General features: G+C 73.1%; 12 protein-coding genes. 8 read left to right on the top strand and 4 right to left on the bottom strand.

Annotated features, from left to right (window positions below):
* The first annotated feature begins 143 nt into the window (after positions 1-143).
* Both ABEA87_RS37405 and lipB read left to right on the top strand, forming a co-directional pair.
* Positions 144-731 (top strand): RrF2 family transcriptional regulator, encoded by a 588-nt coding sequence (locus tag ABEA87_RS37405; RefSeq protein WP_345637973.1) that lies wholly within the window; start codon positions 144-146, stop codon positions 729-731.
* The gene (lipB, locus tag ABEA87_RS37400; RefSeq protein ID WP_345637972.1) at positions 728-1,414 is read left to right on the top strand and encodes a lipoyl(octanoyl) transferase LipB; all 687 of its coding nucleotides are present in this window, start codon (positions 728-730) and stop codon (positions 1,412-1,414) included. Before ABEA87_RS37405 ends, lipB begins: the two co-directional genes overlap by 4 nt.
* A gap of 154 nt (positions 1,415-1,568) precedes the next feature.
* Here lipB and ABEA87_RS37395 read toward each other — a convergent pair whose 3' ends face one another.
* Positions 1,569-2,147, bottom strand: coding sequence for a TMEM165/GDT1 family protein (locus ABEA87_RS37395; RefSeq protein WP_345637970.1), 579 nt, complete (start codon positions 2,145-2,147; stop codon positions 1,569-1,571).
* 659 nt (positions 2,148-2,806) lie between these two features.
* Between ABEA87_RS37395 and ABEA87_RS37390 the strand changes: the two genes are divergently transcribed.
* Positions 2,807-4,450: an MFS transporter gene (locus ABEA87_RS37390; protein ID WP_345637968.1), complete on the top strand. Its 1,644-nt coding sequence runs from the start codon at positions 2,807-2,809 to the stop codon at positions 4,448-4,450.
* 225 nt (positions 4,451-4,675) lie between these two features.
* Here the strand turns inward: ABEA87_RS37390 and ABEA87_RS37385 are convergent, their stop codons facing one another.
* A complete protein-coding gene (locus ABEA87_RS37385) occupies positions 4,676-5,485 on the bottom strand; it encodes a methyltransferase domain-containing protein (RefSeq protein ID WP_345637967.1) in 810 nt (269 codons plus the stop codon).
* A gap of 291 nt (positions 5,486-5,776) precedes the next feature.
* Between ABEA87_RS37385 and ABEA87_RS37380 the strand changes: the two genes are divergently transcribed.
* The 3 genes from ABEA87_RS37380 to ABEA87_RS37370 all read left to right on the top strand — a co-directional run bounded on the left by ABEA87_RS37380 (position 5,777) and on the right by ABEA87_RS37370 (position 8,423).
* Positions 5,777-6,076 (top strand): hypothetical protein, encoded by a 300-nt coding sequence (locus ABEA87_RS37380; protein WP_345637966.1) that lies wholly within the window; start codon positions 5,777-5,779, stop codon positions 6,074-6,076.
* A gap of 105 nt (positions 6,077-6,181) precedes the next feature.
* Positions 6,182-6,646: a hypothetical protein gene (locus ABEA87_RS37375; RefSeq protein ID WP_345637964.1), complete on the top strand. Its 465-nt coding sequence runs from the start codon at positions 6,182-6,184 to the stop codon at positions 6,644-6,646.
* Between the two features lie 91 nt (positions 6,647-6,737).
* Positions 6,738-8,423 (top strand): non-homologous end-joining DNA ligase LigD, encoded by a 1,686-nt coding sequence (locus ABEA87_RS37370; RefSeq protein WP_345637963.1) that lies wholly within the window; start codon positions 6,738-6,740, stop codon positions 8,421-8,423.
* 9 nt (positions 8,424-8,432) lie between these two features.
* Here ABEA87_RS37370 and ABEA87_RS37365 read toward each other — a convergent pair whose 3' ends face one another.
* Entirely contained in the window at positions 8,433-9,287 is an 855-nt protein-coding gene (locus ABEA87_RS37365; RefSeq protein ID WP_345637962.1) for a phytanoyl-CoA dioxygenase family protein, read from the bottom strand.
* A 147-nt stretch (positions 9,288-9,434) separates the two neighbouring features.
* Here ABEA87_RS37365 and ABEA87_RS37360 point away from each other — a divergent pair, with 147 nt between their 5' ends.
* A complete protein-coding gene (locus ABEA87_RS37360) occupies positions 9,435-10,274 on the top strand; it encodes an AraC family transcriptional regulator (protein ID WP_345637961.1) in 840 nt (279 codons plus the stop codon).
* 44 nt (positions 10,275-10,318) lie between these two features.
* Here ABEA87_RS37360 and ABEA87_RS37355 read toward each other — a convergent pair whose 3' ends face one another.
* On the bottom strand, positions 10,319-10,441 hold the full coding sequence (locus ABEA87_RS37355; RefSeq protein ID WP_345637960.1) for a hypothetical protein: 123 nt from the start codon (positions 10,439-10,441) through the stop codon (positions 10,319-10,321).
* A gap of 690 nt (positions 10,442-11,131) precedes the next feature.
* On the opposite strand from ABEA87_RS37355, the gene fusA reads away from it, so the two are divergent.
* Positions 11,132-13,231: an elongation factor G gene (fusA, locus tag ABEA87_RS37350; protein ID WP_345637958.1), complete on the top strand. Its 2,100-nt coding sequence runs from the start codon at positions 11,132-11,134 to the stop codon at positions 13,229-13,231.
* Positions 13,232-13,399: the final 168 nt, after the last annotated feature.

The raw sequence follows: 13,399 nt of genomic DNA, 5'->3' as shown, positions 1-13,399 counted from the left end.
GGCGAAGGCGACCAGCGCACAGGTCAGCACCCGCCGGTGACCGATCCGGTCGGCCAGCGCGCCGAGGCTCGGGCCGCCCAGCGCTCTGGTAATCACGGACCCACGATATCCGTGATTCCGGCCACCGAGCTAGCATGGGCCACATGGAGCTACCGCAGACCGTCGAGTGGGCGCTGCACTGCTGCTGGCTGCTCGCCCTGCTGCCCGAGGACGCGGCGCTGCCCACCCGCCGGCTGGCGGAGTACCACGGCATTCCCGAGGCGTACCTGGCGAAGTTGCTCAAGACGCTGACCCGCGACGGCCTGCTGGCGGCGAGCCCCGGCCCGCGCGGCGGCTACCGGCTGGCCCGCCCGGCGGAGCAGATCACGGTGCTCGACGTCGTCCGAGCGGTCGAGGGCCAGCACCAGATGTTCCGCTGTGCGGAGATCCGCCAGCGCGGCCCGGTGCCGCTGCCGAGCGCGCAGTGCCGCCGCCCGTGCGGCATCGCGTCGGTGATGCACCAGGCCGAACGGGCGTGGCGCGACGCGCTCGCCGCGCGCACCGTCGCCGAACTGGTCACCGAGGCCGGCACCGGCTCGCACGCCCGCGCGGCCCGATGGCTGGGTGAGGTCACCGGCCGCCGGCCGGGCACGGCCAGACCCTCGGCGGGTCGCGGATCCCCCAGGACGGACGCGAAGACCGCGCCACCGAAGGTGTCCGGGTCGGACCGAGACCGGGTGCGTGCTCGGTGAACGCGCCGCTGGAGCGGGTCGACCTGGGCGAGGTCGACTACCAGCAGGCGCTGGAGGACATGCGCGGCTGGGTGGCGCAGCGCCGCGAGGGGCGCGCCGGTGACCGGCTGTTCCTGCTGAGCCATCCGCCGGTGGTCACCTACGGTCCGCGGACGTCGCTCGATGACCTGCCGGCGGCCACGGCCGCGCTGCCCACCGTCGAGGTGGACCGCGGCGGGTTCGCCACCTACCACGGCCCGGGCCAACTCGTCGGGTACCTGGTGGTCAACGTCCGCGAGCGGGGTCCGGTGGACATCGTGCGCTGGCTGGAGCACGGGCTGATCGAGGCGTTCGCGGCGCTCGGCTACGACACCGTGCGCCGCGACACTCCGGCGGGGGCCTCAAGCCTGGTCGGGGTGTGGACCCCGGACCACCGTAAGCTGGCTTCGATCGGCATGCGCATCGCGCACGGCATCACCAGCCACGGCTTCGCCGTCAACGTCGACCCGGACCTGAGCCCGTTCCATGACTTCACCGTGTGCGGCCTGCACGACGTCACGATGACCTCGCTCGGCGAGCTGGCGCGAAAGCGGCACGGGCAACCACCCACCGACGGGCAGGTTCGCGACGCGATAGCCACGGCCCTCGGCGCGCGCGTCGACCCGGCCGAGCCAGCGGATTACCGGGCCACCCGCTGGACGTAGAACCGGTTGGTCCCGGCCACGACATCGTCGAGGCTGTCCTCGGCGACGAAGTGCCCGGAGTCCAGGCGGATCAGCTCCGCGCGCCCCGGCGCCCCCCGCCAACGATTCGGGCGCTGGGGACGCCGGGGTGTGGATCGCGCGGATCGGGGCGCGGTCAGCCGCGGATCGCACCGACCAGGCTCACCACGGACAGCACCAGCATGACCGTGGCCGCGGCCCGGATGACCCACTTCATCGGCACCACTCGCAGCAGCCCCTGGCCGCCGAGAATCGCCAGGCCGGCCACCGCCCACAGGCCGATGACCGAGCCGAGTCCGACGGAAAACGGGTCACGGTACTTCGCCGCGAGGTTGGCGGTGAGGATCTGGGTCAGGTCGCCGAACTCGGCCACCAGGATGATCACGAAGGACATCGCGGAGACCCGCCAGAATCCCGCCGCGTCGCGCTGCTTGCCGTGCGACTCGTCGTCGTCGCGGCCGCGCAGCAGCAGCACCGCGCCAAACAGGAACAGCGCGCCGACGACGGCCTCCAGGGCCCGGTGTGGCAGCAGGCCCAGCAGGGCGCCGACCGCCACGGCCAGCACGACGTGCAGCGTGAAGGCCGCCGCCGCTCCACTGAACACATAGGACGCCCGGTATCGCGTGCCCAGTACGAGACTGGCCAGGGCGGTCTTGTCGGGCAGTTCGGCGAGGAAGATAAGTGGTGCGACGGTGGCGATGACGGCCAGGTTCACGTCCGGTCCTTCGGGGCGGGCGGCCGCGGCGACCGAACCGGCTTCCCGATCACAGGGGCCCCTTCGGTCCGCGACTCGGGTGCGGTCAGCGGATACCGAAGGTCTCGTCCGGCCCGAGCGGACTCGGACCCCGGCCGCCGGGCGCATGCACGCCAGTATGTCGACGGACCGACGAAGGACTACTCCCCTTCGTCAGCGATCTTAACGGACGCGGCCGAGTGGGTGCCCCGTGGGGCATGAGGGGTGGGTCACAGCCGCCGCGCCGGTGCCAGCGCGGCGGTGCCCGCACGGCGGTGCCGGCGCGGCGGTGCCGGCGCGGCGGTGCCCGCACGGCCTCGCGGCCCGCGCGCGGAGGGCTGCGATGCGGAGACCGTCGCCCCCTGCGGTAACCACATCGTCGCGGCTGGATCTCCGCCCGCGGCTGCCGTGTCGCGTGCGACGATGAAATCGGCGATGCGCGGTCCGCCCGTTCCCGTACGAGGTGCGCCCGCGTCCCGGGGTGGTCGCCCCGCCGACCGCCAGCCGGCCGCATCCCGCCTGCGACGGCACGGCCGTGGAGACCCCGCCACCCTCCGCCTCTCCGGCGCGTCACCGCCGCGTATCCCGACGGGCGGGTGGCCCTGGACAGGGTGTTCGGCCGGCGACAGGCAGGAGTGACCATGGCGACGGATCCCAGCCCGGCGGGCGGGGCTGGCGGCAGTGCCGGCGGCGGGGCGGACGGTGAGGCGCCGCTCGCGGCACCGGCCCCCGCGAACGGACCGGCGGCCTACCCCGGCAACAGGTGGTGGACGCTCGTCGCCGTGTGCCTGGGCACCTTCATGCTGCTGCTCGACATTACCGTCATCAATGTGGCGCTGCCCGACATCCAGACGGCGCTCGGATCCAGCTTCTCCGGCCTGCAATGGGTGGTGGACGCGTACGCGCTGACCCTCGCGGCCCTGCTGCTGCCCGCCGGCAGCCTCGCCGACCTGTACGGCCGGCGGCTGCTCTACGTCGTCGGGCTGTCGGTGTTCACCATCGCGTCGCTGCTGTGCGGCGTGGCCGTCTCGACGCTCATGCTGCAACTGTCCCGAGGCTTCCAGGGCATCGGCGGCGCGGTCATGTTCTCGGTCTCGCTGGCGCTGCTGGCGGACGCCTTTCGCGGGAAGGACCGCGGCATCGCGTTCAGCATCTGGGGCGCGATCACCGGTCTGGCGGTGGCGATCGGCCCGCTGCTCGGCGGCGCGCTCACCTCCGGGCTGTCGTGGCGCTGGATCTTCTTCATCAACCTGCCGATCGGCATCGTGGCGGTCGCTCTCACGTTCCTGCGCGTGTCCGAGTCCCGCGTCGCCCACGCCCGGCGGCCGGACCTACCCGGCTTCATCGTGTTCACCCTCGCGCTGAGCAGCCTCGTGTACGCGCTGATCCAGTCGAACGAAAGCTCCTTCACCGACGCCCGGGTCCTCGGCTGCCTGGCCGGCACCGCGGTGCTGCTGGTCGTCTTCATCGCGCTCGAATCCCGGGTGCGGCACCCGATGTTCGACCTGAAACTGTTCCGGCTGCCCACGTTCAGCGGTGGGGCGGTCGCCGCGCTGGGCATCAGCGCGTCCATCTTCTCCATCCTGCTGTACCTTGTGCTGTACCTGCAGGACGTGCTCGGCTACAACGCCTTCGGCACCGGCCTGCGGCTGCTCATCATCTCGGCCGGAATCATGGCCACCACGCCAATCTCCGGGCGGCTGAGCGCCCACATACCGGTGCGGTTACTCATCGGGCCGGGACTGCTGATCATCGGGATCGGCCTGCTGCTGATGCGCGGGCTCAACGCGGGCTCGTCCTGGACCCACCTGATCCCCGGGATGATCCTGACCGGGTGCGGTACCGGACTGGTCAACCCACCGCTGGCCTCGACCGCGGTCGGGGTCGTCACCCCCGAGCGCGCCGGCATGGCCTCGGGCATCAACTCGACCTTCCGCCAGGTCGGCATCGCGACCGGCATCGCGCTGCTCGGCACGCTGTTCACCGGCAAGGTGACGTCCGACGTGACCGCGCAGGTGCGCGGCGTCCCGTCGCTCGCCGGCCGGGGCCCGCAAATCGCCGCCTCGGTGCAGGCCGGCAACAGCCAGCGGGCCGTCGCGCAGGTTCCGCCCGCCGACCGGGGCACCGTCGAGCACATCATCCGCGGCTCCTTCACCGCCGGCCTGGACCGGATACTGCTCATCGCCGCGATCATCGCGCTCGGCGCGGCGGTCATCGCGTTCTTCACCATCCGCAGCAAGGACTTCGCCACGCAACGGCAGCAGCATCCCGGGGCCGGCCACTGAGCCGCGGCCGGATCGCCACGGGCGCGGCCGCCAGCGCGACCCGCAAGGGCTCACGCCGGCACGGCCGCAAGGGCTCACGCCGGCACGGCCGGAGGGCTCACGCCGGCACGGCCGGAGGGCTCACGCCAGCGCGGCCGCTCGTCGCCTCGGGATAGGCCGTGGCGGCCGGACCGGTCGGTCCGGCCGCCGGCCCGTCCCATGGACCCGACGCGGGGCGGTGCCGGATCAGGCCCGGCAGAGGATCTCGCTGTGCAGCACCGAGAACCAGCCCTCGTCGCTGGCGGCCCACGCGCGCCAGCCGCCGGCCAGCCGCTCCAGGTCCTCCGCCGTGGCCACGCCGGACGCGAGGGCCTGCCGGGCGGTGTCGGACCGCACCGTCCGCTCCGCCCAGGTCTGCCCCCACAGCTCTCGGTCCTCCGCCGTCGACATGCACCACGTCGAGGACGTGGCGGTGAGGTCGGTGAATCCGGCCGCGCGGGCCCAGGACAGCAGCCGGCGCCCGGCGTCCGGCTCGCCGCCGTTGTCCCGCGCCAGCCGCCGGTACAGCGCCAGCCATTCGTCGAGCTCGGGGATCAGCGGGAACCACACGAAGCCCGCGTAGTCGCCGTCGCGCGCGGCGACGAGGCCACCCGGCCGGCACACCCGGCGCATCTCGCGCAGTGCCGCGACCGGGTCGCCGACGTGCTGCAGGACCTGGTGGGCGTGCACCACATCGAACGTGTCGTCCGGGAAGTCGAGCGCGAACACGTCGCCGACCCGGAAGTCGATGTTCGCCTGTCCCCGCGAGGAAGCCTCGGCGCGGGCGGCGGTCAGCGCGTCGGCGCTGATCTCGATCGCGGTCACGGTGGCCGGTGCGACGAGGACGGCCAGGTCGGCGGTGATGGTGCCGGGTCCGCAGCCGACGTCCAGCACGGTGAGGCCGGGTCGCAGGTGCGGCAGCAGGTAGGCCGCGGAGTTCTGGGCGGTGCGCCACCGGTGCGAGCGCAGGACCGACTCGTGATGGCCGTGGGTGTAGACGGCGTCTCTTTCGGTCATGGGGGTTCCCCTCGTTGAGGTTTCCGATCATCACGACCGTACGTCGCATCCCGGATATCAGGAATTGATTCCCAAAATGTGGTCATCGGGATCACGGGCGAGGCCCGCGTACCAGTCCGATTCATCGATAGGTGCCGGCGTACTACCGGTCGTCGCGCGCCCGATTCGGCCGCGGCCACAAAGCCGCCGTAAGACTCCAAATCTGAATTATCGAAAATAGCCTCCTTTACCGCCGTAATATCGACCCCGCCTTGCTCTCACGAATCGATGACTCAACGGGGGTGAACTGTCGTGATCGGAGCCGGAGAGGCCGCCGCCCATGGGTCGGGCCGCCGCCCCGGTAGGCGCCTGCGCGCGGCGCGCCGCGGCGCGGCAGTCGCCGCCGTGGTGACCGCGATGGTGGCGGCCGCCGGCCTGCTGGCGGCGGGCGTGTCCGAACCGGCGCGGGCCGCCGTCACGATCGGCTCGGGCGTCCTCCCGATGACCGGGATCGATCTGACGGCGCAGCTGACCGTCGCCGGGCTGCTGGTGGCCGCCGGCGGGGTGCTGCTGCTCGCCGCGATCGCCGTCGCTCGCCGCCGCTCCGAGTGACGACCGGGTCCGAGTGACGACCCGGTCCGAGTGACGACCCGGTCCGAGTGGTGACCCGGTCCGAGTGGTGACCCGGTCCGAGTGATGACGGGGCGAGGAGGAGCCGTGCGCATACGATCGAGGAGCCGGGCGGTACCGCTCGCCGTGCTGGCCGTGGCCGTGCTCGCCGTGGCCGGGGGCCTGGCCGGCTGCGGCCACCCGGACCACCGGGCCGGCGCGTCACCCACGCCCGGGATCTCCCCGTCCGCGGCGCTGCCGCCGGGCGTCGTCAACGCCACCGCGGTGCCGACCTTCGTGCCGAACGCCGCCACGCTCCGCGAGAACGTGAGGCTCTCGTCGTGCGGATCCACCCACGGCGGCTGGCGGGCGGCGGGCAGCGCGAGCAACCCCGGCGCCAAGGACAGCAGGAACTACACCATCACCGTCTTCTTCACCACCTCGCGGGGCACCGTCATCGGCACGGGCCAGACCCAGGTGGCGGTGGAGCCGGACGCCGACCAGCAGTGGACCGTCACGGGCGCCTTCCACCCCGCACCGGACACCCGGTGCGTGCTGCGCGGCGTGGGCTGACCCGACGCGGGTCGCCCACTGCGGCGCTCCTTTCGAGTCGTCCCCGCCCGCAGCGGTTGCCGGTGCCGGCGGCCGGGGTTTGACTGGAGCCGTGCCCTCGTCGCGTGCCCGGTCCTCGTCAGGGGACCAGCTCGCACCCTACCGCCACAAGCGGGACTTCTCCCGGACCCCGGAGCCCGCGGGCCGGACGGCTGCGGGTTCCGGGACCGGCCCGGGCTCCCGCCGGTTCGTCGTGCAGCGGCACCGCGCCCGCAGGCTCCACTACGACCTGCGGTTGGAGATCGACGGCGTGCTCGTCAGTTGGGCCGTGCCCAAGGGGCCGACCCTGGACGCGGGTGTGCGCCGGGCCGCGTTCCACGTCGAGGATCATCCGCTGGAGTACTTCGACTTCGAGGGGGTGATTCCGTCCGGCGAGTACGGCGGCGGTGACGTCATCGTCTGGGACGCCGGGACGTGGCAGCCACACGACGCCGGAGACCCACCCGATCCCGGTGGGGCAGTGGCGCACGGCGAACTGCACGTCGACCTGTACGGCGAGAAGCTGCGCGGCCGCTTCGTCCTGGTGCGTACCCGCACCGGCACGTCCGGCAGGGACGAATGGCTGCTGCTGCACAAGCACGACGAGTTCGCGGTCGAGGGCTGGAATCCCGAGGACCATCCGCGCTCGGTGCGCTCCGGCCGCACCAACGAACAGGTACGGGCCGACCCGGATCGGTTGTGGCGTTCGGAGCTGCCCGCCGCCCGGGCCGCCCTGGCCCTCAAACCCACCGCGACGCCCGCCCCGGATCCGGAGGCGCTGAGCCAACTCGACGCCTTCGGCGCGACCGGATCGTGGCACATCTTCGGCCGCGAGCTACGGCTGACCAACCTGGACAGGGTGCTGTTCGCCCCGCGCCCGGGCGAAGCGCCGGTCACCAAGCGGGACCTGCTGCGCTACGCGGCGCGGATAGCGCCGGTCCTGCTGCCGTACCTCACCCGGCGCGCGCTGAACCTGCGCCGGTTTCCGAACGGTGCGCACGCCAAGGGTTTCTGGCAGAAGGAGCTGCCGGCGCACGCCCCGGACTGGCTGCCGCGCTGGGACAACCCCGACCCCGGGCCGGCCCGCGGCTACCTGGTCGTCGATGAGCCCGCCGCCCTGGTCTGGGCGGCCAACTTCGGCGCGCTGGAGTGGCATGCCTGGACCTCGCGGGTCGACCGGCCGGACCGGCCGACGTACGCGCTGATCGACCTCGATCCGGGCGGCGCGACCAGCTGGGCGGACCTGCTCACCCTGGCCCGGCTGCACCGGACCGCCTTCGAGCATCTCGGGCTCATGGCCCGGCCGAAGGTCACCGGTCGGCGCGGCATCCAGATCTGGGTACCGATCGCCCGCGGCCCCGACTTCGACAGCACCCGGGAGTGGGTGCGGCGGCTGTCCGAGACGGTCGGCGCGATAGCGCCCGAGCTGGTCAGCTGGGAGTGGCAGGAGGGCGAGCCCGGTGACCCCCGGGGGGACGAGGCCGGGGCCGGGTTGTCGCGGAGGCGAGCACCCGCGGCGTCACGGGCTCGGCTGGGCTACGCCCAGAACGCGGCCAACCGGGCCCTCGTCGCGCCGTACAGCCCGCGCCCGGCTCCGGGCGCACCGGTGTCGGCGCCGATCTCCTGGGAGGAGCTGGACGATCCCGCGCTGTCCCCGGACGGGTTCACCATCCGTACCGTGTTGCCGAGGCTGGCCGAGAGGGGCGACCTGTTCGGCGAGGTGCTACGCGGCGACCAGCACCTGCCGCCACTGACGTAGCGCGGCGGGTCAGTCCGACTCCCACAGCACCGGGTTGAGCGGCCCGTCGGCGGGCGCACCGGCCGGCCGGCCGCCCAGGAACGTCACCCGGTCGGACTCCTGGAAGTCGTTGCCCGGCTCGGTCACCCGGATGTCCGCGTCCATGTAGATGACGGTCATCACCCGGCGCGGAGTGTCCACGGTGTTGGCGGGCGCGCGGTGGATGGTCCAGCCGGCGTGGAAGCTGACATCGCCGAGGGCGTACGGGGTGGCGTCGACCGGGTACCCCCGCCGGGCGACGAACTCCTCGAGCCGCGCCTCGGACTCATCGCCGATGCCCAGCGCGTGCCCGTACCCGGACCGGTGGCTGCCGGCGGCGAAGGTGAGCGGTCCGGCCTGCGGACCGACGTCCTGCAGCGGTACCCACGCCGTCACCGTGCGGTCGGTGGACAACGGCCAGTAGTACTGGTCGACGTGCCACGGCGTGAACCCGCCGCCGGCCTCCTTGTACAGCGCCTGGTCGTGGTACAGCCGCACGGCCCGCACCCCGAGCAGGCGCGCGGCGATGCCGGCCAGCCGCCGGGAGAACACGAACTCGCGGACCGTGTCGCTGTGCCGCCACAGGTTCTCCACCTGAAGGAACGCGCGGTTGTAGGTGTCCCGTTCGGACAGCGGAAGGTGCTGGGTGTTCAGCGCTATCACCCGCTCGGTGATCTCCGGCTGGTAGCGGGCCACGGTCGGCGGGTCACACACCTGGCGTAGCTTGACGTAGCCGTCGCGCTCGTACCGGGCGACCTCCTCCGGCCCGATCGCGTAGGGCCGATCCAGCTCGCCGCGCTCGCTGATCCCGCCGTGCCCGCTGACTCGCCCGCGGTGCGCGCTCATCGCGACCCTCCTTCGATCCGGTGGACCTGCCCAGTCTCCGGCCGCCGGCACCGGATCCACCACGCCCGCGCCGGCCGGTACCGGTACTGTGCTACCCGTCCGCGACGGATCTCGCGGTGCCGGTGGCCGGATGGGTATCGTGGCGGCGTGCGACCGTCGCTCCAGCAGGTGCCGTCCTCGCCGCACGCGTCCTGGCGCCTGTCGGTGCGAGCGGAGCCACGCTTCGGCTTCGACTGGCACTACCACCCCGAGTACGAGCTGACGCTCATCGTCAGAGGTGGCGGTCGCCGGTATGTCGGCGACGCGGTGCACCCGTACGGGCCCGGCGATCTGGTGTTGGTGGGGGCCGACACCCCACACACCTGGGAGTCCGGCGGCCTCGACAACGAGGCGGTCATCCTCCAGTTCCGGCGCGAGGGTCTGGGCCCCGGCCTGTTCGAGCTACCGGAGTTGCACGGGGTGGACCGGCTGCTCGCCGGCTCCGCGCTCGGTCTGCGCTTCAGTGGCGGCGACGCGACCGGCGTCGCCGAGCTGATGACCGCCATGCCCGGCCTCGACCCGGCCCGCCGCACGGTGCGCCTGCTGGACATCCTGGTCGCGCTGTCCGAGCTGCCGCGGGAGCCGCTGGCCACCCGTACCCTCGTCACCGCGCTGGACACCACGGCCCGGCGGCGGGTCGAGCGGGTCATCGGGTACGTGAGCCGCGGGTACCCCGGCCAGGTGAGCGTGCGGGAGGCCGCGCGGCTGGCCGCCATGACCCCCAACGCGTTCAGCCGGTTCTTCCGCCGCAGCACCGGGCGCACCTTCTCGGACTACGTCAACGCGGTGAGGCTGGCGCACGCGTGCCGGCGGCTCATCTCCGACGACGCGGCGGTCAGCCGGATCGCGGCCGAATCGGGCTACGCCAACCTGTCCCACTTCAACCGGAGGTTCCGGGTCGCGACGGGGATGAGCCCGCGCGAGTACCGGCGCCAGTTCCGGTCCTGACCGCACGCCGGGTTCCGCTCCGGCGGCGACCGCCGCGCGAACGCTCAGCGCACCAGGAGGTTGAGCCCGATGGTGAGGATGGCGGAGAGCACGAGCGAGGCGAGAATCATCAGCAGGCAGCCGGGGAAACCTCCGAGCGGCCGGATCTCGACGTTCCCGATGCGCACCACCCACCACTACCCGCCAACGCACCGGTAAACACCGGAGCGGTCCTCCCCCGTGGCGTCGCCCCCCGTCCGGCCCCAACCGAAAATCCCTTGCCCCACGCACGCGCGGGCCGTACCGTCGTGGCGAACCGATCGCGCCTCGACGCGCATGCCGTGACAAACAGGGGGGGTGTGGCCGTGCTTTACCGCACCGCCGTCGTGATTCCCCAGTCACAGCACGAGGTGATTCTGGTGTCCTCGTTGGTGTCCGGCACCGGCCGTGCGGCCGTCGCCGGACGTCCGTGACGAATCCGTGAGGCAGCCCGCCTGTCCGTGAGGCAGCCCGTCTGTCCGTGAGGCAGCTCGCCCGGCTGTAACGCAGCCCGCTCGGCTGTGGGGCAGCCCGCCCGTCCGTGAGACCGGCCGCTGCCGCGCATCGCCGCGTCCATCCCCGCGCCGCACTCGCACATCGCCTCGTCGCGGTGGCATACCCGCGCCGCGGGACACGCCGCCGCGCCACGGGCATGCGGCTGCGCCGCGGGCATGCGGCTGCGCCGCGGGGCATGCGACTGCGCCGCGGAGGCGGGTTGCCGCGCGCCGGTGGGTTGTCTTGCCGGTGGGTTGCCGCGCCGGGCTTCCGCGCGTGCCGCCACGGGTCCTCGTCCGGGCACGTCCCTTCGAATCCAGACCATCGCGAGAGGCCGAAAGACCATGCACGCTCAGACCCGGCACCAGTTCACCGACACGCTGGCCCTCACCCGCAACCTGGGCATCCTGGCGCACGTGGACGCCGGCAAGACCACCACCACCGAACGGATCCTGTACGCCACCGGCGCCACCTACAAGCGCGGCGAGGTGCACGACGGGACCACCGTGACTGACTTCGATCCCCAGGAGCGCGACCGCGGCATCACCATCTTCTCCGCGGCCGTCAGCTGCACCTGGGACGGCCACCGCATCAACCTGATCGACACCCCGGGCCACGTCGACTTCTCCGACGAGGTGGAGCGTTCGCTGCGGGTACTCGACGGCGCGATAGCGGTCTTCGACGGGGTCGCCGGGGTGGAGCCGCAGAGCGAATCGGTGTGGCGGCAGGCCGACCGGTACGGGGTGCCTCGCATCGCGTTCGTCAACAAGCTGGACCGTGCCGGCGCCGACCTCGACGCGGCGGTCGCGTCCATCCGCGACCGGCTGGGCGTCACACCGCTGGTGGTCCAGCTGCCCATCGGGCGCGAGAGCGGCTTCACCGGCGTGGTGGACCTGCTGCGGATGCGATCGCTGACCTGGGTCGAGGGGCGGGACGGCTATACCGATGGCCCGGTCCCTGACGAGCTGCGGGAGGAGGCCGAGCGGCGCCGAAGGGCGCTGGACGAGGCGGTGGCCGAGCTGCATCCGGGCGCGCTGGACGAGTTCTGCCTGCGGGCGTCGGTCGACGAGGCCACCCTCGCCGCCGCGCTACGCGACCTGACCCGTACCGGGGCGGGGCTGGTGGTGCTATGCGGATCGGCGTATCACAACCGAGGGATCGAACCGCTGCTGGACGCCGCCGTCGCGTACCTGCCCTCACCGCTGGACGTACCGGCGGTCGAGGGCATCCGGGACGGCGAGCCGGAAAGCCGGCCGGCCGATCCGGCCGCACCGCTGGCCGCGTTGGTGTTCAAGGTGAACGTCACCGCGACCGGACGGCTGACCTTCCTGCGGGTGTACTCGGGGACCATCGAGAAGTCAGGCATCGTGCTGGACTCGGGCACCGGGCGCACCGAACGGATCGCCCGGATCCTTCGGGTACAGGCGGACCGGCACACCGAGGTGGCGCGGGCCGTCGCCGGCGACATCGTCGCGGTGGTCGGGCCGAAGGCCGCGCGTACCGGGGCCACCCTGTGCGCGCCGGACGCCGCGCTGGTGCTGGAGCCGCCGAACGCGACGGAACCGGTGGTGTCCGTGGCGGTCGAGGCCGCCCGGTGCACCGACACCGAGCGGCTGGCCACGGCCCTGGCCCGGCTGGTCGAGGAGGACCCGTCGCTGGCCGTGCGGACCAATCCCGAGACCGGTCAGACGGTGCTGTCGGGCATGGGAGAGCTACATCTGGAGGTGGCGGTGGAGAAGCTGCGCAGTGGCCACGGCCTGGAGCTGCGGGCCGGACGGCCACGGGTGTCGTACCGGGAGACGCTGGTGCGCGGGGTCTCCGGGCTGCTGTACCGGCATGTCAAGCAGGACGGCGGCGCGGGCCAGTTCGCCCACGTCGTGCTCGACGTGCGACCGCTGGCCGACGACCCGGCCGCGTTCGCCGGCGCCGGGCTCAGCCTTCCGGCCGAGTTCGCGTTCGACTCGACGGTCGTCGGCGGGCGCGTGCCGAGGGAGTACCTCCGCGCGGTGGAGGCCGGTTGCCGGGACGCCCTGTCCGACGGCCCGCTCGGCGGCAACCCGGTGATCGGGGTGCACGTCACGCTGACCGACGGCGCCACCCACTCGAAGGACTCCTCGGAGCTCGCCTTCCGCACGGCCGGCCGGCTGGCCCTACGGGAGGCGCTGCGCGCCAGCGAGATGCTCCTGCTGGAGCCGGTGGTCGAGGTGACCGTGACGGTGCCCGAGGACGCGGTCGGCACGGTGCTCGGCGACCTCGCCGCGCGCCGTGGTCGGGTGTCGGGCTCGACCGCCCGTGCCGGCGCGGTCGTCATCACGGCAACCGTGCCGCTGGCCGAGCTGTTCGGATACGCGACCCGGCTGCGCAGCCGCACCCAGGGCCGGGGCACGTTCAGCACCCGCCCCACCGGCTACGCCCCGGCTCCCGACTCGACGGCCCGGCGGTAGCCTCCGGCGGCGGCCGGCCGGCCCTTCGGTCGGCGGCCGGCCGGCCCTTTGGTCGGCCGCCGCCGGAAACGGCGGCGGATCGGGAACTGCCACGGATCGGGAACTGCCACGGATCGGGAACTGCCACGGCCGGCCGGCCGGCTGTTTCGGCCGGCCGCCGCCGGACAC

The sequence above is a fragment of the Rugosimonospora acidiphila genome, assembly GCF_039543385.1.
Classification (GTDB): Bacteria; Actinomycetota; Actinomycetes; order Mycobacteriales; family Micromonosporaceae; genus Rugosimonospora; species Rugosimonospora acidiphila.
This window is presented reverse-complemented; position numbering and strand designations above follow the sequence as displayed.

Excerpts from the sequence above, each read along its gene's own strand:
- ABEA87_RS37405 (WP_345637973.1), top strand. The coding sequence starts at position 144 with ATGGAGCTACCGCAGACCGTCGAGTGGGCGCTGCACTGCTGCTGGCTG.
- ABEA87_RS37390 (WP_345637968.1), top strand. The coding sequence starts at position 2,807 with ATGGCGACGGATCCCAGCCCGGCGGGCGGGGCTGGCGGCAGTGCCGGC.
- ABEA87_RS37385 (WP_345637967.1), bottom strand. The coding sequence starts at position 5,485 with ATGACCGAAAGAGACGCCGTCTACACCCACGGCCATCACGAGTCGGTC.
- fusA (WP_345637958.1), top strand. The coding sequence starts at position 11,132 with ATGCACGCTCAGACCCGGCACCAGTTCACCGACACGCTGGCCCTCACC.
- ABEA87_RS37365 (WP_345637962.1), bottom strand. The coding sequence starts at position 9,287 with ATGAGCGCGCACCGCGGGCGAGTCAGCGGGCACGGCGGGATCAGCGAG.